Below are 20,336 nucleotides of genomic sequence, written 5' to 3' on the forward strand. Positions count from 1 at the left end.
TAAATTACTATTTAAAATTATGCATTTTTCATTGTTTACTTTAGAATATATAATGAGATACTTGTATTTATAATCGAAAATTGCTTATGTTAACGAGGAGAATTAGACTACATGTACTTGTCAAACATCAATTTTTCTAATTGGAAAAACGTTCTTGAAACAGAAGGGCTAGAAGATTTTATACAGCAACTATTGAGACAATATGAAGGTTTAGGACCATTGCCGGGAATACTACTCCCGTTTATAGAAGCTTTTTTGCCCTTTTTACCGTTAATTGTTTTTGTATTGGGTAATGCAGCAGCATATGGATTGTTGGAAGGATTTTTGTTCTCTTGGATTGGTGCTAGCAGTGGGGCAGTTGTTGTATTTATCGTTATTAGAAGGCTTGGTAATACAAAACTGTTTTTAAAAATTCGTAAAAACAATCAGGTAAAGCGAATTACTGCATGGGTAGAAAGGCACGGATTCGGCCCGCTGTTTCTCCTGCTTTGTTTTCCGTTTTCACCATCAGCTATTATTAATGTTGTGGCAGGGCTATCAAAAGTAAGTACACACCAATTTATTCTTGCCGTCTTTCTAGGGAAAGCGGTTATGATTTTTTCGATATCCTATGTTGGCTCCAGCATTATGGAATTCGCAAAGAATCCAGTTCGGACGATTGTCGTTGGTATTGGCATTTTCCTCTTTTGGATGTTAGGGAAATATCTGGAACAGAAATTACAAAAAAGAGTTGTGGAAAAGGCTTATCCAAATAGGAAGAAAGATTAAAAGGGCGTCCTCTAGGGTATTATAGGAATATAATAACCTGGAGGAAGATGAAGATGAAAAAAATTAATTATCGCAGACTCGTTCCTTTGGTCATACTTGCAGTTTTATTTGCGGTAATTCTCAGGTCCAGCATCTTTGCAAGTTATGTTGTAGATGGTGAATCGATGCAGCCAACGTTATATGATGGCAATTTATTAATTGTGAATAAAGTTATATATAATTTACGAGATGTAGGTCGTTTTGATGTGATTGTATTTCATGCGAATGAAGAAGATGATTATGTGAAACGAGTCATTGGTTTGCCAGGTGATGAAATTGAGTATACGAACGATAAGCTGTACATTAATGGTGAATATATCTCAGAGGAATTCTTGCAGGTGGATGGCTATGTGCAAGCGAGTGACAATCATCCATATACAAAGAATTTTACACTTACTGAAACAACTGGGGAGAAGGTAGTTCCCGAAGGCCAGCTGTTTGTTATGGGAGATAATCGTGGTGATAGCTATGACAGTCGCGCATTTGGATTTATATCAATGGATCAGCTTGTTGGTAAGGTAGATATTAAATACTGGCCACTCTCCCAGACAAAGCTTAGTTTTGGCAAATAGCTATATTGGAGCTTCTATCTTTGGTAAAATAGGTAGGAGCTCTATTTTATTTAGAGGGTGTTTAAATTCGCACTTTTACAGGATTTTTAGGAGGGCTAACGCAGATGGGATTACGATTTATTATGGGAAGGTCTGGTACGGGAAAAAGCGGAAGAACATTAGATGAAATCAAAGAGAAATTGTTAGCAAACCCTCAAGGTTCTCCCATTTTCTATATTGTTCCAGATCAAATGACATTTCAACAGGAATTTGCATTATTTAATGATGAACATATAAAGGGAAGTATCCGGGCACAAGTAGTCAGCTTTTCTCGACTCGCATGGCGGATATTGCAAGAAACGGGTGGAGGTACAAGACAATTTATTAGCTCCATTGGACTGCAAATGATGCTTCGCAAAATTATTGAAGAGAAACAGGGAGAATGGCAGGTTTTTCAAAAAGCAATGGAAAAGCAAGGCTTCTTGAACCAATTGGAGCAAATGATTACGGAATTTAAACGCTATCAGATTACGCCAGAGATTTTACACATGCAAATGGAACATATGAACCAATTTGTACATAAAGCACCTGGTGAGGTAGCTTTAATGAATAAGCTTGATGACTTAGTATATATTTACGAAAGGCTAAACAGTGCATTAAAGGATCATTACATGGATGGGGAAGATCAATTACAGCTATTAGCGGAAAAAATAGAAGAATCATCGATTTTACAGGATGCAGAAATCTACATCGATGGGTTCCATAGCTTTACCCCAAATGAGCTCGTTGTTGTCGAAGCGTTAATGAAGCAATGTCATTCGGTTACGATTACGCTTGCCGTTGATAATCCGAATGAAACAATCTCTGAGCTTGACTTGTTTCATCAAACGTCGGAAACGTATCATATCCTAAAGCAAATCGCATATGAGAACGGGGTGATGATTGATGAAACGGTCGTTATGGATCCAGCTAATGGCAGGTTCCGTAATCGCCCGTATTTTGCGCATTTGGAGCAACATTTTGATGTTAGACCTTCACCTGAATTTCTTGGGGAAGTGCCAATTCAGATAGCAGAAGCAGTACATCCGCGTGCAGAGGTCGAAGGAGCGGCACAAGAGATATTGCGTCTTGTTCGAGAGGAAAAGTACCGTTTTCAAGATATTGCTATTTTTATTAGGCAAACAGATGTCTATCATGATTTAATTCAAACGATTTTTGATGACCATGATATCCCGGTATTTATCGATGAAAAAAGGACGATGCTGAATCATGCTTTGATTGAATTTATTCGTTCCATGCTTGATATCGTCGAAGGTAACTGGCGATATGATGCTGTTTTCCGTGTTTTAAAAACAGGATTTATTCAAGCATCGAATTCGAAATCCCCCTTAACAAATGATGCAATCGATGAGTTAGAGAATTACGTATTAGAATATGGAATTCGCTCACGAGAGCGTTGGTTTAGTGATGAGGAATGGAAGTTTCAACGATTCCGTGGTTTTGAAAATAAGGTACAAACCGATATGGAAAAACAAACGCAGGAGAGAATTAATGCCTATCGGGCGCAAATTGTACATGCATTAAAGCCATTTGATGAACAGATAAGAAAAGCAACTACAGTAAGAGAGTTATGTGAGACAACCTATTTATTGCTTGAAAAGATTGATGTCCCGGAGCGTTTGGAAGAAATGCGATCCTACTATGATGAGCATGGCGAAAACGAAAAAGGAAGAGAGCAGGAGCAGGTCTGGGCAGCGGTGATTCAATTATTTGATGAAATGGTAGAAATGGCTGGCGAAGAACCAATGAAATTAAGTCCATTTCGTTCGACACTTGATGCTGGCTTTGAAACACTTAAATTTGCCCATGTTCCTCCAAGTATGGATCATGTTATCGTAGGGACGGTTGATCGTTCGCGATTAAGTGGAGTGCAGTGTGCATTTCTTCTCGGTGTAAACGATGGTATTTGGCCGATGAAGCCACCGGCTGATGGCATGATTAATGAAGAAGAAAGAACACTCTTAGCGGAAAATGGCATGAAGTTGGCAGAAAGCGGTAAACGTCAATTATTGGATGATTGGTTCTATATGTATATTGCGTTTACAGCTGCACAAGACAGGCTGATAATTAGTTATCCATTGAGTGATGAGGAAGGGAAGGCAAAAATGCCATCCCAGCTTATTAAGCGTATCGAAGATTTGTTTCCGGTTTGCTCTGATCATCTGTTGCTTCAGGATCCGGATGAATTAGCAGATGCAGAACGTTTTATTACAACACCGGTAAAAACGAGGTCTGCATTGACCGCCCAATTGGCAAGAAATCAGAAAGGCTATCCAATACAGCCTGTCTGGTGGGAAGTGTTTAACTGGTATGTAGAACACCAACCGAAATTTAGCACAACCTATATGATATTGCAAAGTCTATACTATGAAAACAGACCTAGTAATCTAGCGAAAGATACAGTGGAAGAGCTTTATCCGAAACAAGTGAAGGCAAGTGTAAGTAGACTGGAAACATATTATCGATGCTCGTATCAGCATTTTGCGAAGTATAGCTTGAAGCTAGATGAGCGGAAGACGTATAAATTAGATGCGCCAGATATTGGTCAGCTTTTCCATGAGGCATTAAAAATAATTACCGATTGGATTCAGGGCGAAGGGAAGGACTTTGCACAGTTAACGAAAAAAGATGCAAATGGGTATGCAGAACGGGCCGTTTTTAATCTTGCACCTATTTTACAGCATCAAATTCTTCACAGTTCGAATCGGTATAAATATATTCAGCAGAAGCTGCAGGAGGTTATCGCAAGAGCCGCTTACATTTTAAGTGAACAAGCAAGGCAGAGTAACTTTTCACCGGTAGGATTAGAACTTGGCTTCGGTGACAAGGAAAAGCTCCCTCCATTAACGATGCAACTGCCAAATGGGTATGAGCTTTTACTTCGCGGAAGAATTGATCGTGTCGATAAAGCTTTGAATGAAGATAACTTATATTTGAGGATCATTGATTATAAATCAAGTGCAAAAGGCTTAAATCTAATGGAGGTTTATTATGGAATTGCATTACAGATGCTTGCCTATTTAGATGTCGTCTTAACGCATTCGGAACAGTGGCTTGGAACGAAAGCGAGCCCAGCGGGTGTTCTTTATTTCCATGTCCATAATCCAATGATTTCAAGTAAACAAAAAATGAACGATGATCAAATTAGTGAAGAAATCTTTAAAAAGTACAAAATGCAAGGGTTGCTGCTTTCTAATGAGGAAATTGTAAAAATGATGGATAAGTCGCTAGAAACTGGATCTAGCCAAATTGTACCCGCTGGCATTAAAAAAAATGGTGGGTTTTATGGCTACTCGAAAATTGCGGATCAAGAAACGTTTTCAAGCTTACAACATCATATTCATCAATTAATGCGACAGGCAGGGATTGATATGACATCCGGTGGTGTGGATTTAAATCCATACCAGCATAAAGAGCAGATTGCATGTACGTATTGTCCGTTTCATTCGGTTTGTCAATTTGATCCTGAATTAGAAGAAAATAATTATCGAAAGCTTAAAGAGATAAAGGAAGAGGACATTCTTGAAAAGCTGAGAGAGGAGTGAACATATGGTTAATTGGACAAAGGAACAGGAAGAAGCGATTTATACTACTGGCACTGACATTCTTGTAGCTGCTGCAGCTGGTTCTGGAAAAACAGCGGTACTCGTTGAACGAATTATTAAAAAGCTGTTATCGACAAGCAATCCAGTTGATATCGACTCTTTGCTTGTCGTGACATTTACGAATGCTGCTGCACAGGAAATGCGTAATCGCGTTGGGATTGCACTCGAAAAAGCATTAGCAGAAAATCCAACCTCTATGCATTTAAAGAAACAGCTTTCCTTATTACAGCGTGCTTCGATTTCAACGCTACATTCCTTTTGTCTTGATGTCGTCCGAAAATATGCGTATTTAATTGATATGGACCCATCTTTTCGAATTGCCGATGATATGGAAGGGGATCTCATCAAGCAGGAAGTTTTAGAGGATTTATTTGAAGAATGGTATGGTGCTGAACCGGGACATCAAGAAGAATTCTTTGCGGTTGTGGATCGATTCTCCAGTGACCGAAGCGACCTTGAAGTGGAAAACTTAATTTTAGATTTATACACATTTGCGACCCAGAATCCATGGCCAGAGCAATGGCTTGATAAGCTAGCTGAATCCTATCGTATTCCAGAGGATTGGAAAGAAGAGGAGTTAGCTTGGCTAAAAATTATAAAGCGAGAAGTGAATAATCAGTTCGAAGCAATCCGTCAAGAAATGGAGCTTGCTTTAAGCATCACACGGGAAAATGATGGGCCATACCACTATGCAGATACAATTGATACAGAGTTGGCATTATTACAGGAAGCAATGAGGCTCGTGGGTTCATGGGATGAGTTACAACAATTCATGGCATCGAAGTCCTTCGGCAGACTTTCAGGGAAAAAAGCTGACTGCGATGAGCAAAAGAAAGAAAAAGTGAAACAGCTAAGAAAAAGCTACAAAAAACGCTGGGACGATATGAACAGTGAATGGTTCAAACGGAATTTATCTAGTCATGTCGAGGATATGCGTGAACTTGCACCAGTTATTAAACAGTTGACAGAGCTCGTGAAACAATTTAAAAACCGATTTGCAGAACTGAAGCGTGAGAAAGCATTGGTGGACTTCTCCGATTTGGAGCATTATTGCTTGCAGCTGCTTGCCAGCGAGACCTCAACAGCAGATAACATCATTCCATCAAACGTAGCGACTGGGTTTCAAAAGCAATTCAGCGAGGTTCTAGTTGATGAGTATCAAGATACAAACCTCGTTCAGGAAACGATTTTGACGTTGATTAGTAATCGATCCGAAGCTGGAAACATGTTTATGGTTGGGGATGTAAAACAAAGTATTTACCGGTTCCGCCATGCGGAGCCATCCCTGTTTATCGAAAAGTATAAACGATTTGCACGTGAAGAAGAGCAGGCAAAGCGAATTGATTTGGCAAGTAATTTCCGCAGCAGGGAACAGGTTTTAATTGCGGCGAACTATATATTTAGACAGATTTTAAATGAGGAACTTGGTGAAATTGATTATGATCAAGATGCCGAGCTGATCTATGGAAATAAAATGTATGAAGATATGCCGTTTGATAAACCTTTTCCTGAGCTGTTATTAATTGATCGAGAAGCAGGGGATGAGCATGCTGAGGTATCAGGTGAAGAGGAAGATTTTCAGGATTTAGAAAAAGCGCAGTTAGAGGCAAGAGCGTATGCAGAAAAAATTAAGACCTGGATTGGTGCAAAAGAAGATTCCAAGCCGATGCAGGTCGTTGATAAAGCAACCCAGTCACAACGGGATTTACAGTACCGTGATATCGTGATCTTAATGCGTTCCATGACTTGGGCACCAACAATTGTGGATGAGCTGAAAAAGCAAGGAATTCCAGTCTATGCCGAGCTTTCGACAGGCTATTTTGAAGCGATTGAAGTAAAGGTAATGCTTAGTCTGTTGAAGGCAATTGATAATCCAAGACAGGATATTCCGCTCGCTTCCGTGTTGAAATCACCGATTGTAGGTTTAAATGAAGATGAGCTTGCTGCCATACGTTTAGCAGCAAAACACGATTCCTTCTATGAAGCTGTTATTACCTATCGAAAGCAGCAAACAAATGAAACGGCCACGAAACTAAACCGATTTTTAAAACAGCTCGAACAATTTCGCTTAGCGTCCAGACAAGGGGCATTATCGGAATTGGTTTGGGATATTTATCGGGAAACAGGCTACTATGATTTTGTTGGTGGAATGCCAGGCGGCAGACAGCGTCAGGCGAATTTAAGAGCACTTTATGATCGGGCAAGGGGCTATGAAACAACTTCCTTCCGAGGGCTATTCCGTTTTCTCCGGTTTATTGAAAGAATGGAAGAGCGTGGTGACGATTTAGGTTCAGCGCGAGCACTCAGTGAGCAAGAAGATGTTGTACGTATCATGACGATCCATAAGAGTAAAGGACTGGAATTTCCGGTTGTCATTGTTGGCGCAATGGACAAGCTATTTAATCAGCGGGATTTAATGCAAAAATACTTATTGCATAAAGATTTAGGGTTAGCAAGCAAATATATCGATCCAATCAAACGCATCACCTATCCGACGCTATTTTATCATGCTTTTAAGGAGGAGATGCGAAGAGAGCTGCTTGCAGAGGAAATGCGAGTGCTTTACGTAGCCCTAACAAGAGCAAAGGAAAAATTAATAATGGTTGGAAATGTAGCATCTGTAGAGAAAAAGCTGCAAAAATGGCAAAAAATACAAAATCATCCAGACTGGGTGCTGCCAGCATACTTCCGAGCGGAGTCGAAAACGTATTTGGATTGGGTTGGACCAGCCCTCATCCGTCACCAAGAATCAGGGAAGCTTCGTGAAGAGGAAATTGGCAATGGTGTGTTAGATGAAATTAAAGCAGATCCATCAAAGTGGGACATCTCGATTATCCATGCTAGTGAATTAACAAATTTGGATGAGAAAACGAGAGAAACAGATTTGAATTTGAAAGAGAAGATTATCGAATGGCAGACTGTAAATGTCGATGATAAAACATTAGAAGAATTTGTTGATGAACGTTTATCCTATCGCTACCCGTTTAGTCAAGCAGCGAGGTCACGAGCAAAGCAGTCTGTTACAGAATTGAAACGGCAGCAGGAAATGAAGGACGAATATAGTGATGATCGCTTTGTACAAGCATTTCGAGCGCCGATTATTAAACGACCAAATTTTATGCAGCAGGAAAGACAGGTAACAGCTGCAGAAAAAGGGACAGCCTTGCATACGGTCATGCAACATTTACCAATACGTGAACCGCTGAGGAAAAGAGAAATCGAGGAAACAGTGGAAATGTTGGCTGATAAAGAAATTTTGACGCGTGTAGAAGCATCCGTTATCGACAGTGAAGCCATTGAGCAGTTTTTCCATTCTGAAATTGCCGAACGTATGATGGAAAGTCCACAGGTCATTCGTGAAATTCCATTTAGTTTAACGTTGCCAGCAAGTCAAGTTTATGCAAATTGGGATAGTGAGAAAGATGAGCAAGTATTGATTCAGGGTGTGATTGATTGCTTAATCCAAAGTGAGGATGGCTGGATTATTTTAGATTATAAAACAGATGCAATTACATCGGATGTTACAGAAGAGGTAAAGGAACAGTTAGTAAAGCGATATGAAACACAAATGAAGCTTTACCGAACAGCATTGGAAACGATTTGGAAGGAGCCGGTGAAGGAAACGTATTTGTATTTCTTTGCTAAGCATCTATTGCTTGAAGTGTGATCAAATTTGGTTTGAAACTGCATGTAGTGGGGGATAATTCTCACTACATGCTCGTTTTTTAGATAGAAACCGAAATGGAAAGGATATCGATGATGGACATAAACGCAGCACCAACTAAAGAAAAGAACCGGCTTGTAGCAATCGATGCTGCAAGAGGCTTTGCTATTTTCGGGATATTCATCGTAAATATTGGAGCATTCTCAGCTCCTTATTTTATTTATGGTGGAGCAACTGCAGCGTGGAATTCTACTGTTGACCGTTATACACAAGCGTTGATCGATATGTTTTTTCAAGCAAGCTTTTACACGTTGTTTTCTCTTTTGTTTGGTTTTGGAATTCAATTGCTGAAGGATAGGCTAGTTGAACGAAATATCCATGTAAGCCGCTTTTTAGCGAAGCGTTTAACAATTTTAGTAGGGTTCGGATTAATCCATGCATTCGCTATTTGGCACGGAGATATTTTATTATCCTATGGTCTGATTGGCCTCCTATTACTATTGTTTATAAAAGTAAGCAATACGTCTTTGCTTGCATGGGGGGCAGTTCTTTTAGGAGGAAGTGTTGGCCTTTTATCACTAGCTTTATATGGAACACGAAATGCTCTAGGAGGGTCCAATCAACTAGCCATTACGCAAGCTATCACAAATTATCGCAGTGAGAACCTTATTACGATTTGGTCACAAAATTACCACGACTGGATGAACGCTAATGGCGGAATAGGGTTCTTTTTTCTAATTATGGTATTACTCCCATTATTTTTATTCGGCATGTATATCGCAAGAAAGCGCTGGCTGCATGAACCAGAGAAGCATAAAACCATTCTGAGAAAGCTTTGGCTGGTTTCATTTATTGGTTTTATAGGGTTAAAAATTGGGCCGTATTTCGTTGGGAATCCACTTTGGCTATCCTACCTTCAGGATAATATCGGCGGGACATTTTCGGCCATATTTTATATTGTATCGATCACGTTTCTGGCACAGCGGAAAAATGGTCAGAGAATCATCCAGCCTTTTGCGGCAGTTGGAAGAATGGCATTAACCAACTACTTAATGCAGTCAGTGATTTGCTTTATTCTTTTTTATGGCATTGGCTTCGGTTTATACGGTTCGGTTCGTCCGATAGTTGGAGTAGGAATAGTGCTTGTTATTTTTACTGGGCAAATATTTCTTAGTAACTGGTGGTTGAGACGATTCCGGTTTGGACCATTTGAGTGGTTATGGCGTAGTATAACCTATGGAAAGCGACAGCCATTACGGAAGTTGGAGGGTTGACGGATGAATAAGCAAAAGCTAAAACGAGAAGCAAGAGCATGGGTGGAAGAAGATATTATTTCTGACGAACAGTACGATAAGATTATAGAACGCTATTCTAAAAGTGGCCCAAATTCAATTATCCTTTTATTTGCTATTTTACTAATGGCACTCGGATTTTTGACATTTATTATGTCTGACTGGGCGCGGGAGCCGCATTTATCAAGGATTATTATTCTTGCGAGCGTAACGATTGTGCTCTATGTATTAGGAGATATACGTTACCGAAAAAGTGCAGATTTAATAGCAATCAGCTTTACTGTACTCGGCTATATTGCTTTCGGCGCGGGAATGCTATTAGCTATTGATATTTATAACATTCAAGTGACGTTTGCTTGGCCGTTTATCATATGGGCAATTGTAGGGCTTGGCGTATATTTTATGTATGAGCATAAATTATTATTTTCAGCTGCGATTGCGGTAACAACGATTGGCCAACTATACAATGCGAGTATTAATTCAGCTTTTAGCTGGATTTTACTGCTTCTATTACTATTCGGTTTTGGTCATTTTGTCTATCATCATCGGAATTATTTATTCAGCTATCTGTTTAGTGTAAGCTTTGTGGTGCAATTATTAACGCTTGTTTTCGTAGCGTCCCAGCAATATTATTGGTTGATTCTTTACTTTTTGATATTGTATTTTGCTGGTGATTTGATTCCAGAACAAGTATATCGGAAGCCATTTAAAAGAATTAGCTTAATTGGAATTTTTATTTTCGGGATGTACCAAACTTTTATTCTCCAAGATGATTTTTACATGAAGGATGTAACCCTTCAATGGAGCTTTATAGCAAGTTGGTTCGTGTTGTTTGGAGCAACAATAGTTAAAAAAATAATAGATAAACGAAGCAATCAGCTGATTGACTTAGTTTTATTCTTACCAATCGTGTTTATCCCATTTTCATATAGTATGAGTTTGATTGTTCTATTTATATTTGCGCTTGGCTGGCTCTTTGTTGGCTATAAAGAGGACAATAGTGAGTATGTTTTACTTGGAACGATCTCCTTTTTAGTCAGTGTTTTCACGGTGTATATCCAATTTGCATGGGATGCGATGAATAAGTCTCTTTTCTTTTTAATTGGAGGTATTCTATTATTTTTAATTAGTTTTTTAATCGAAAAACAGCGCCGTACAATTATCGATAAACAAAAAGGGGGAGAGTAAGCATGAAACGTTTATTATTCTATCTCCTGCTTATACTGCAAATTGCGATACTTTTTCTCTTTGGCGTACAATATTATTTTATCGATGATTATGGACGTACGGTACAATTGCTTAGTAAGCATGAGGAAATGACGGATACGTATGGAAGCTATAATCAGCATACAGCGTATATTGATTATGAAATTAATTTCATAGCAGCGGATGCTTGGGAAATTGCAGAAGAAGTAGATTACAATACGAAGATATATGTCTTGCTTGATGCTGATTCGGATGGTGTCTTTCATGTTGTAAAAGCAACCGATCGGAAAATAGATGCTGAACAGGACCAAGTCGTTTTCCAAGGGAAATATCAATATTATAATGACATGCAAAAAGAATATCATGTCACCTATGGAATCGAATCGTTTCATCCTGATTTTGATTTTGATCATTCAGGCAGGAATCAATCACGAATCACTGTACAGCTCGCACCATGGGGGCAAAAAAAGGTGACCCATATAGAAAATCTGCAATAGATTGATTAGAATGCTTCGTATAACAAAAATCACAGAAATGTTGATGGGTCGACATTTCTGTGATTTTTTATGTTGTGTTTTATGACTGTAGTACATCCTTGATTCGTTCTATAGCCCAGTTTAAGTCTTTTTTCGAAATGACAAGCGGTGGGGCAAAGCGGATGACATTTTCATGTGTTTCTTTACATAATAGACCTTTCTCTTTTAATGTCTCGCAATATGGGCGAGCGCTTTCAGTAAGCTCGACACCAACAAATAACCCTTTACCACGTACTTCCTTTATGATTGGGTTATTAATTTTTCTAAGCTCATTGAGCATATGATTACCAAGCTCAAGAGACCGATCAGCAAGATTTTCTTCTTCCAAAACCTCTAATGATGCAAGGGAAACAGCGCAAGCAAGTGGGTTCCCGCCAAAAGTAGAACCGTGTGAACCAGGATTAAACACGCCAAGAATATCATTGTTGGCAACAATACAGGAAATTGGGAAAACGCCGCCACCTAAAGCTTTTCCGAGAATTAAAATATCTGGAGAAACATGCTCCCAGTCGCAAGCAAATAGTTTTCCACTTCGACCAAGTCCAGCTTGAATTTCATCTGCAATATATAAAACATTATTATCCTTGCACACGTCATAAGCTTCTTTTAGAAATCCATCAGGTGGAATAATAATCCCAGCTTCTCCTTGAATTGGTTCAAAAAGAAAACCAGCCGTATTCTCATTAATAGCATTCTTTAACGCGTCAATATCTCCATACGGAATTAGTTTAATCCCTGGCAGCATAGGTCCGAAGCCGCGTTGGTATTCAAATTCAGAGGATAAAGAAACCGCTGTCATTGTTCGGCCGTGAAAATTGCCTTCACAGGCGATGATTTCAGCTTTATTATTTTCTACTCCTATGACATCGTATGCCCAACGTCTTGCAGCTTTAATTGCTGTTTCCACTGCTTCAGCGCCAGTATTCATTGGAAGTGCCATGTCTTTGTTTGTCAGCTTGCAAATTTTTTCATACCATGGTCCTAATTGATCATTATGAAACGCTCTAGAAGTTAATGTGACATTGTCTGCCTGGTTTTTTAGTGCTGCAATAATTTTAGGATGCCTGTGCCCCTGATTAACGGCTGAATAAGCGCTTAGCATATCTAAATAACGATTTCCTTCTGGATCCTCGACCCAAACATTTTCTGCTTTTGAAATGACTACTGGAAGGGGATGATAGTTCTTCGCACCGAATTGTTGTGTTTGGTCGATAATTTCTTGACTTCTCATATTTTGACCCTCCATTATTGGAAAATTTAAACACCATGTTTAGTATAACAGCTTTAGAAATGAATTACTTCACCTTGGAGTAAATAAATGAATTATTCTTAGTTCCATGATATGATACGAATAGAAATCGGTATATCGGCTCTAAAGTATGTGTTCAAAAGGAGGATTTTACCGTACTTTTTGGACAACCTCTTAAATGCTGATATAAGGAGGTAGCACTAATGACACATATGCACATTACAGGATGGGTATTAGGATTAATTCTGTTCATCGTTGCAATCGTAATGCAAAAACAAGGAAAAGCAAAACCAGCGAAAATTGTTCACATGATCTTACGTTTAGTTTACCTGTTTATTCTTTATACTGGTGTTGTACTCGTATTGGATTATTTCAGTGGTGGCTATCAAATGCCATATCCAGCAGAAGCAGCTACAAAGGGAGCTGCAGGAATCTGGCTGATTGCTGCAATGGAAATGATTCTTGTAAAGTTAGGCAAAGGAAAACCAACGAAAGGTGTCTGGATTCAATTTTGGATCGCACTTATCATTGTACTCGTACTTGGTTTCTTCCGCTTGCCAATGGGCTTTTATTTTTAAAAACAAAAAGGGAGGCTGTCCATTCGGACAGTCTTTTTGAATGTTTCTAACCCTATAATGTGAAGGCTTTTCAACAATCCAAGTAATGGGATTGACTATTTTTTTCCTTCCTTAATAATAAAGTAAAGAGATAGTTTGCAGCCTGAAAAGTGATGGAGGATTGTTTATGAAGAAAATAGCAGGGGTGCTTTTAGCAATAAGTATAATGGCGTTTACGTCATTTGTTCCCAATGTCGCAGCTGAAGGAGAGCGGGGACTAGAGGACGAAATTATATATAATATCATGATAGATCGTTACAATAATGGAACGCCGAGTAATGATTCTCAAGTAAATCTAGATGACTCGCAAGCGTATCATGGAGGAGATCTGCAAGGTATAATTGCAAAGCTCGATGACTTACAGGAAATTGGGGTTACAACAATTTCTATATCCTCTTTGATGGAAAATGGTGACGAAGGGTTCCATGGCTATTGGATTGAAGATTTTTATCAAGTGGAAGAGCATTTTGGTACAATTGAAGACTTACATACGTTGATTGAAGAAGCACATAATCGCGATATGAAAGTAGTCATGGAATTTGTTACAAATTATGTTGCAGCAAGTCATCCAATCGTCGATGATTCAGAAAAAGAAGATTGGTTTATTGACAATGAGTTGGTAGAACCAGCTTGGTTGGAGAACACTGCTCGTTTAAACTTGGAACATCCAGAAGTGGAGGCATATTTACTAGACGTTGCTGTATATTGGATGAATGAAACAGCGATTGATGGTTTTAAGCTTCATGCAGTTGATCAAGCTCCATTGGCATTTTTGGAGAGCTTTACAGAGCATGTAAAAGAATTGAATCCCGAGTTTTACTTGTTAGGTGATACCCTCGTTACGGATGCGAATAGTGCTGAAATAATAAACGACACTGCACTGGATGCGATAGGCAGTATGCGCTTAAAAGATGCAATGGTGGAAGTTTTCGCTGAACCAGACAATGCTGTGGAAAGTATTTATGAAGTCTGGCAAACAGCAGAAAATCAGCTGCCTCTATTGTATGTGGATGATTTTAATTCGAAACGCTTTACACAGGAATTTTCCGAGAATCGGAGAAATACGCTAACGACGTGGTCATTGGCATTAACTTATATGTATACAACACCAGGAGTGCCAATGCTGCTTCAAGGAAGTGAACTTCCGATGTATGGTACAAACGCGGAAGAATCCCAGCGTTTAGTACCATTTAATAGTGGTGAACCAGATTTAAAGGAATTCCATAATCGAATCTCAGCATTACGTAATCAGTTCCCGGTATTACGTTATGGAGATTTTGAAATCGTTGATACCTCTGGTGCGTTGAGTGTCTTTAAACGGACGTATAATGATGAGACAATGTATATCGCAATTAACAATGGTAGTGAGTCAGCATACGTTGATGTTTCAGAAATACCTTCGAATATGGAATTAAGAGGATACCTCGGTGATAATCTAGTGAGAGAAAATGAAAACGGGGAATATCGAATTGGTTTAGCACGAGAAAGCGCTGAAGTGTATATGGTTCAACCAAACGCAGGCATTAATTGGTTATTTATCGGGTTTGTCGTCAGTGTGTTTGTTTTGTTTATTGGAGCTATTATTTACTTAAGTGTGAAACAAAAAAAGCAGAATATGTAATTGAAATATGGACAAGGCTGTCTCCAAGTGCAAGACTTCTAGAGAGCCTTGTCCATTATATTATCCATTTACAATTGTACCACCATTAATATGAATCATTTGACCAGTAATATAGCTTGCATCTTCACTTGCGAGATAGACATATGCGGGTCCTAATTCTTGTGGCTGACCAGGTCGTTTCATTGGTGCATTTGCACCGAAATTACTTACTTTTTCTTCTGTAAACGATGCTGGGATTAAAGGTGTCCAAATTGGACCAGGTGCAACTCCGTTTACTCGAATACCTTTATCGACGAGGGAGCTGGAAAGCGATCGTGTAAAGGAAGTAATGGCTCCCTTTGTGGCTGAATAGTCAATTAAATCCACATTCCCTTTATAAGCGGTAATCGAGGATGTATTAATAATGCTGCTACCTGCTTTCAGGTTTGGTAACACAGCTTTCGTTAGATAAAACATACTAAAAATGTTTGTGCGGAATGTTTTCTCCAACTGTTCACTTGTAATATCCATAATGCTATTCTGTATGTGCTGTTCAGCAGCGTTATTAACAAGTATATCAATCTTACCGAATGTGTCTAAAACCTCAGTAACAGCAGCCTCACAAAAGGATTGGTTTCCAATATCGCCGTTAATTAAAATGCATTTCTGTCCTTCATTTTCAATCAATCTTTTTGTATCATTTGCATCTTCATGTTCATCCAAGTAAATGATTGCGACGGATGCGCCTTCTCTTGCAAAGTGGACACTGACGGATCGTCCAATACCACTATCTCCACCAGTAATGATGGCCACCTTACCTTTTAGTTTATCACTGCCCTTGTAATCATTTCGGATATACGCCGGTTCTGGATGCATTTTTGCTTCAATCCCGGGCTGTTTATGTTGTACTTGTGCCGGGGGTGTTTGTTTTCCATTTGCTTGTTCCATTCCCATGAAAGGTCCTCCTTGAAAATTACTTATTAACAATGTACCCGGTTCGATAAATTTCAATCATGGGAAGAACAGGTAAGAATTGCTTAAAAGTGGGAGCACAAGTAACGTGCCCCGTTTAAAAATTTTTTTCAATTGACATCTCATGGGCAGAAACAGCGCCTTTTTCATGTAAACAATTGTAAAGATCGCGATATGTTTTAAGGTCAATTTCTCCATGGATATATTTTTTCTGGCAATAGTCTAATAAATTATCAATGGTTTGAGGGGCAAATTTGTGTTCCATTTCAAAGGCGTCCAATAATTCGTTAATCATGGAAAACCTCCATCTTAGGTTATTTATACAATCATATGATGGAGGAAGGTCATTCATACTATTTTTTCAGTTACTGCCTATTGTTTGAATTTGGAAGTGCAACCGTATCAATAACACGATTATCCTTTAGGGTAATCGTTCGTTCTTTTTGCTGATGTGTAATGGTGTCGTATAAAGTAATCCCGTCTTCAGCTGTAATGTTGTATAAGAATGCACCTTCATAAATAAAGGACTGCATCTCGTAGCTACTATCTCCTTGCAGGATGTACTTACTTTCATATAAGGTAGCAGGGAAGCCGAAAAGATTGCTGTCAGGATGTTTGAACAACGCTTTGTGATTGTTATTTAGTTCACAGTTTATATATAATCGTATCTACTTATTGAACTAAAAAAGCCTGTCCCATTTAACAGGAACAGACTCGAGATTATCATTGATTTGGTTTGTTCGAGAAGAATAACGCAATGGTTCCAGGTCCCGCATGCGAGCCAACTGCTGAACCGACCATTTCAATCAGAATGTTTTCTTTTGCTACACCAAATTTTTCACTGATCATCGAGGCAAGCTTTTCAGCAGTATCCTGCACATCGCCATGGCTGATACCGATCGTTTGGTTTTTGAAATCCGTTCCGCGTTCTTCCATAAGTTCAAGCATTCTGCCAAGTACTTTTTTAGATCCTCTAATTTTTTCAAGTGGAATTAATTTCCCATCCTCGACATGAAGTAGGGGCTTGATTTTAAGTAATGTACCGACAAATGCTGCAGTTTTACTGACACGTCCACCGCGATATAAGTATTCTAAATCATCTACCGTAAAAATATGTTCCATATGCTCAGCCTGGTAAGTTGCATCTTCGATAATTTCTTCTAAGCTGGCGCCGTTTTGAGCAAGCTTTGCAGCGTGTAAAACAACAAGTCCATATCCAATCGAAGCACATTTCGTATCAATAATGTGAATGGGTGCATCTGGGTATTCTTCCTTTACTTCCTGTTCCATCATTTTAGCAGTTTGATAAGTTCCTGATAGTGCAGAAGAGAATGCGATATAAACAAGAGGCTTATTAGCTTTGGCATAGGTCGTGAAAACAGATTTAAATGTTTGTGGTGAGACCTGAGAAGTTTTCGGAGATTTCCCATCTCTCATTGCGCTATAGACAGTTTTTGGTTCAATGGTTTTTCCGTCTTCGTATTCTTTTCCATCTAAATGAACAGTTAATGATACCATTTCGATGTTAAATTCGTTATAATGTTTGAATGATAAATCACTTGCTGAGTCAGCGAGAATTTGTATCGTCATTTTTTCCACCTACATTCTAAATTTATCCTTGTAATGTCTAGTTTATAGCTATCTAGTCCTTTAGTCAAAGTATAATTCAATAATAGTAAGAATTATCTACAAAATTACAGACTGACCGTTCAGAGTAATAAAGTTAATAAATAGGTGTTAGTCTAATTTAAACAGATGGGAAAATATAAAACGTATCTGTTTGCATAAATGAAACAAAGGTATTCACTTAGGAGGCTTGCACTCCAAAGTATAAGGGTTTCTAGGAAAGGAACGAATGCTTTCGTAAGAATCTCTTTATCGAATGTTACTTTATCTGAAAGAAGGAGGGAATGCTGCCATGTTTATGATGGAAGCGAAACGAATAATTGTTGTTATATTCGGTGCTTTATTAAATGCGATTTCGCTAAATTTTTTCTTAATTGGAGCAAATGTATACGCCAGTGGATTTACTGGAGCAGCCCAGTTATTATCAAGTGTGTTTAATGATTTTATTGGGATTGGTGTTAGTACAGGGATATTACTATTCTTGCTTAACATACCAGTTTTACTGTTAGGCTGGTATAAAGTTGGGAAAGGTTTTACCATTTACAGCATTATTTCTGTATTTTTCTCCACGCTTTTCTTAGAGGTTATTCCAGTAATTGAGCTGTCTAGTGATATTATATTGAACGCAGCATTTGGAGGAGTTATTGGTGGTGTTGGAGTAGGTGTCACACTAAAAATCGGTGCTTCTACTGGAGGTATGGATATTGTAGCAATGATTTTATCCCGATTGAAGGATAAGCCGATTGGTAATTATTTTTTAGTAATGAATGCCGTCATTATTTTATTTGCTGGAATCTTGTATGAGCCTGAGAATGCATTGTATACAATGGTTACGTTGTATGTATCGACACGGGTAATTGATGCGATTCATACACGTCATGAGAAAGTTACAGCATGGATCGTTACACTGAAAGCAGATGAATTACAGGAAGCAATTCATCGGAAAATGATTCGGGGTATAACGATTTTACCTGCTAAGGGAGCGTTCACGAAAACAGATAAAAGTGTGATGTATCTTGTGATTACACGTTATGAATTGTATGATTTAGAAAAAATAATTAGCGAAGTAGATCCAACTGCCTTTACAAATGTTGTGGAAACAGCAGGTGTATTTGGCTCTTTCAGACGCGATTGATAGGAGAAAGATAAATGAGATATGTAGTCCTTACAATTATGCTAATTCTGCTGGTGGCATGTGGCAATGATAATCAAGCAGCAGAAAATAACACTTCTGTCGTATTTCAAAATATCGATGTTGTAACAGAAGGAAATGAATTTGTGTTAACTGGTGAAGTTATGGCGACAGAAGGGGAATTTTTCTATGTTATCGAGCAGGGGGAAGAAAAAATTTCTGCAGAAAAACGTATTCCCATCGATCAGGACACGGGAGATTGGGAGGATTTTGAAATTAAAGAAAAGCTATCCGATGCTGTAATTGAAAGTAATGATCCACCAATCATTATGCTGTATGGTAAAAATAATGATGATGGAATTGTGAATCCAAATTACATACCGGTTGATCTAAAAAAAGAATAAAGTCGGTACAGTGAGCAATAGTTTAAAATGAAAGCAAGAGGACAACCAAATTCTATATGGTTAGACCTCTTGCTTTATGTACTTAATATCCGTGTTTTTCAAAAATCTCAAGTACTTTTGAATTAACAGCATCCCATTCGACATCAAACTGTTTATTGACAGTGATGAAGTTTTGGTAGCCAAATACATTATCTACTTCTTCAAGTTTCATCAGATCATTCAAAATGTCGTATTCGCTCGTATTGCCGGGCATAACGGAAACGCTATTCGTACCTTCGAAAATTAACTTATCAGTAGTAAATTTCATCGCATTAGGGTTAGGTGTAGCTTCTATGCGAACTCCCATAACAAAATCCCTCCTAAACATACTTACCTCTATAGTAGCAGAAATAAGTATAAAAAAAAAGAAAGACCCTTACGGTGAATGAATTCTAACAAGTAGATGAAGTAGGATTTCAATCGTGATTTTTATTAAATGGTATTTCTCATAGTAAACAAAAATAATCTCCCCGACGAAAGGGGAGATTATTTCTTTTAGCAAACCAGCTTCATCAACTGCTTGATGAATTAGAGATTGCTTAAAATCTCATTACTGTAATTGATTGTGCTGTTTCAACTGCTGTTCAAGTTGTTGTAATTGATTGCGTTCCTCAGGTGTAGCTTCGGTGTAGGCTGCTTGGACTGCATTTTGTGCAGCTTGCTTATCTTGGGAGTTCGCATTGCCTTGCATCATCATGTTTGAAACTGCGTCTTTAGCTTGCTGGAATAGGTTGTTTTGCACCTAAAACCCTCCTAGATTGTGATTGGCTGCTTCTTCATGTTTTCGTCCCTCTTCCGATAAAGTGGAACGATACGTGAAAATCTCGTCATGTTTTTTGACGGAAGCAGCCCCCTGATGACTGAAACGCTTCGATTTACTTCGTTTGCCCAAGACGAAAACCTCCTTGGATAATAACGAATCACTCGGAACAGATGCTAAAAGTAAAGCAAATCAAAAGTGAACGTATCATACGTT

19 protein-coding genes are annotated in these 20,336 nt (G+C 38.6%); 11 read left to right on the plus strand and 8 right to left on the minus strand.

Annotation, left to right across the window (positions count from 1 at the left end):
- Positions 1 to 111 precede the first annotated feature (111 nt).
- The 7 genes from F1560_RS10420 (at position 112) to F1560_RS10450 (ending at position 11,682) form a co-directional block, all read left to right on the plus strand.
- Positions 112 to 768, plus strand: coding sequence for a TVP38/TMEM64 family protein (locus F1560_RS10420; protein WP_149474554.1), 657 nt, complete (start codon positions 112 to 114; stop codon positions 766 to 768).
- 53 nt (positions 769 to 821) lie between these two features.
- A complete protein-coding gene (gene lepB, locus F1560_RS10425; protein ID WP_149474555.1) occupies positions 822 to 1,379 on the plus strand; it encodes a signal peptidase I in 558 nt (185 codons plus the stop codon).
- A gap of 104 nt (positions 1,380 to 1,483) precedes the next feature.
- Positions 1,484 to 4,963: a helicase-exonuclease AddAB subunit AddB gene (gene addB / locus F1560_RS10430; protein ID WP_149474556.1), complete on the plus strand. Its 3,480-nt coding sequence runs from the start codon at positions 1,484 to 1,486 to the stop codon at positions 4,961 to 4,963.
- Between the two features lie 4 nt (positions 4,964 to 4,967).
- Positions 4,968 to 8,690: a helicase-exonuclease AddAB subunit AddA gene (addA, locus tag F1560_RS10435; RefSeq protein WP_149474557.1), complete on the plus strand. Its 3,723-nt coding sequence runs from the start codon at positions 4,968 to 4,970 to the stop codon at positions 8,688 to 8,690.
- A gap of 92 nt (positions 8,691 to 8,782) precedes the next feature.
- Positions 8,783 to 9,961, plus strand: coding sequence for a DUF418 domain-containing protein (locus tag F1560_RS10440; RefSeq protein WP_187773691.1), 1,179 nt, complete (start codon positions 8,783 to 8,785; stop codon positions 9,959 to 9,961).
- A gap of 3 nt (positions 9,962 to 9,964) precedes the next feature.
- Positions 9,965 to 11,167 carry a DUF2157 domain-containing protein gene (locus F1560_RS10445; RefSeq protein ID WP_149474558.1) on the plus strand — a complete coding sequence of 401 codons (1,203 nt, stop codon included), beginning with the start codon at positions 9,965 to 9,967 and terminating at the stop codon, positions 11,165 to 11,167.
- Positions 11,168 to 11,169: 2 nt separating this feature from the next.
- Entirely contained in the window at positions 11,170 to 11,682 is a 513-nt protein-coding gene (locus F1560_RS10450) for a GDYXXLXY domain-containing protein (protein WP_149474559.1), read from the plus strand.
- 79 nt (positions 11,683 to 11,761) lie between these two features.
- Here F1560_RS10450 and F1560_RS10455 read toward each other — a convergent pair whose 3' ends face one another.
- A complete protein-coding gene (locus tag F1560_RS10455; RefSeq protein ID WP_275955848.1) occupies positions 11,762 to 12,952 on the minus strand; it encodes an ornithine--oxo-acid transaminase in 1,191 nt (396 codons plus the stop codon).
- A gap of 221 nt (positions 12,953 to 13,173) precedes the next feature.
- On the opposite strand from F1560_RS10455, the gene F1560_RS10460 reads away from it, so the two are divergent.
- Positions 13,174 to 13,548, plus strand: coding sequence for a YisL family protein (locus tag F1560_RS10460; protein ID WP_149474561.1), 375 nt, complete (start codon positions 13,174 to 13,176; stop codon positions 13,546 to 13,548).
- Between the two features lie 166 nt (positions 13,549 to 13,714).
- Complete coding sequence (locus F1560_RS10465; protein WP_149474562.1) at positions 13,715 to 15,208, plus strand: alpha-amylase family glycosyl hydrolase; 1,494 nt, start codon at positions 13,715 to 13,717, stop codon at positions 15,206 to 15,208.
- A gap of 60 nt (positions 15,209 to 15,268) precedes the next feature.
- Here the strand turns inward: F1560_RS10465 and F1560_RS10470 are convergent, their stop codons facing one another.
- The 4 genes from F1560_RS10470 to F1560_RS10485 form a co-directional block, all read right to left on the minus strand.
- Positions 15,269 to 16,141, minus strand: a complete 873-nt coding sequence (locus tag F1560_RS10470; RefSeq protein ID WP_149474563.1) for an SDR family oxidoreductase — start codon at positions 16,139 to 16,141, stop codon at positions 15,269 to 15,271.
- A 115-nt stretch (positions 16,142 to 16,256) separates the two neighbouring features.
- Positions 16,257 to 16,454, minus strand: a complete 198-nt coding sequence (gene yppF / locus F1560_RS10475) for a YppF family protein (protein WP_149474564.1) — start codon at positions 16,452 to 16,454, stop codon at positions 16,257 to 16,259.
- Positions 16,455 to 16,524: 70 nt separating this feature from the next.
- Entirely contained in the window at positions 16,525 to 16,827 is a 303-nt protein-coding gene (locus F1560_RS10480) for a beta-propeller domain-containing protein (RefSeq protein WP_149474565.1), read from the minus strand.
- A 55-nt stretch (positions 16,828 to 16,882) separates the two neighbouring features.
- The gene (locus F1560_RS10485) at positions 16,883 to 17,749 is read right to left on the minus strand and encodes a DegV family protein (protein ID WP_149474566.1); all 867 of its coding nucleotides are present in this window, start codon (positions 17,747 to 17,749) and stop codon (positions 16,883 to 16,885) included.
- A gap of 328 nt (positions 17,750 to 18,077) precedes the next feature.
- Between F1560_RS10485 and F1560_RS10490 the strand changes: the two genes are divergently transcribed.
- Positions 18,078 to 18,920: a YitT family protein gene (locus F1560_RS10490; RefSeq protein WP_149474567.1), complete on the plus strand. Its 843-nt coding sequence runs from the start codon at positions 18,078 to 18,080 to the stop codon at positions 18,918 to 18,920.
- 14 nt (positions 18,921 to 18,934) lie between these two features.
- Positions 18,935 to 19,321: a hypothetical protein gene (locus F1560_RS10495; RefSeq protein WP_149474568.1), complete on the plus strand. Its 387-nt coding sequence runs from the start codon at positions 18,935 to 18,937 to the stop codon at positions 19,319 to 19,321.
- 82 nt (positions 19,322 to 19,403) lie between these two features.
- Here the strand turns inward: F1560_RS10495 and F1560_RS10500 are convergent, their stop codons facing one another.
- From F1560_RS10500 to F1560_RS22130, 3 genes are all read right to left on the minus strand, one after another.
- Positions 19,404 to 19,667, minus strand: a complete 264-nt coding sequence (locus F1560_RS10500) for a NifU N-terminal domain-containing protein (RefSeq protein WP_149474569.1) — start codon at positions 19,665 to 19,667, stop codon at positions 19,404 to 19,406.
- A gap of 243 nt (positions 19,668 to 19,910) precedes the next feature.
- A complete protein-coding gene (locus tag F1560_RS10505; protein ID WP_095309557.1) occupies positions 19,911 to 20,102 on the minus strand; it encodes a DUF3813 family protein in 192 nt (63 codons plus the stop codon).
- Positions 20,103 to 20,252 carry a hypothetical protein gene (locus F1560_RS22130; protein WP_187773693.1) on the minus strand — a complete coding sequence of 50 codons (150 nt, stop codon included), beginning with the start codon at positions 20,250 to 20,252 and terminating at the stop codon, positions 20,103 to 20,105.
- Positions 20,253 to 20,336 lie beyond the last annotated feature (84 nt).

Source organism: Oceanobacillus polygoni (assembly GCF_008304605.1).
Classification (GTDB): domain Bacteria; phylum Bacillota; class Bacilli; order Bacillales; family Amphibacillaceae; genus Oceanobacillus; species Oceanobacillus polygoni.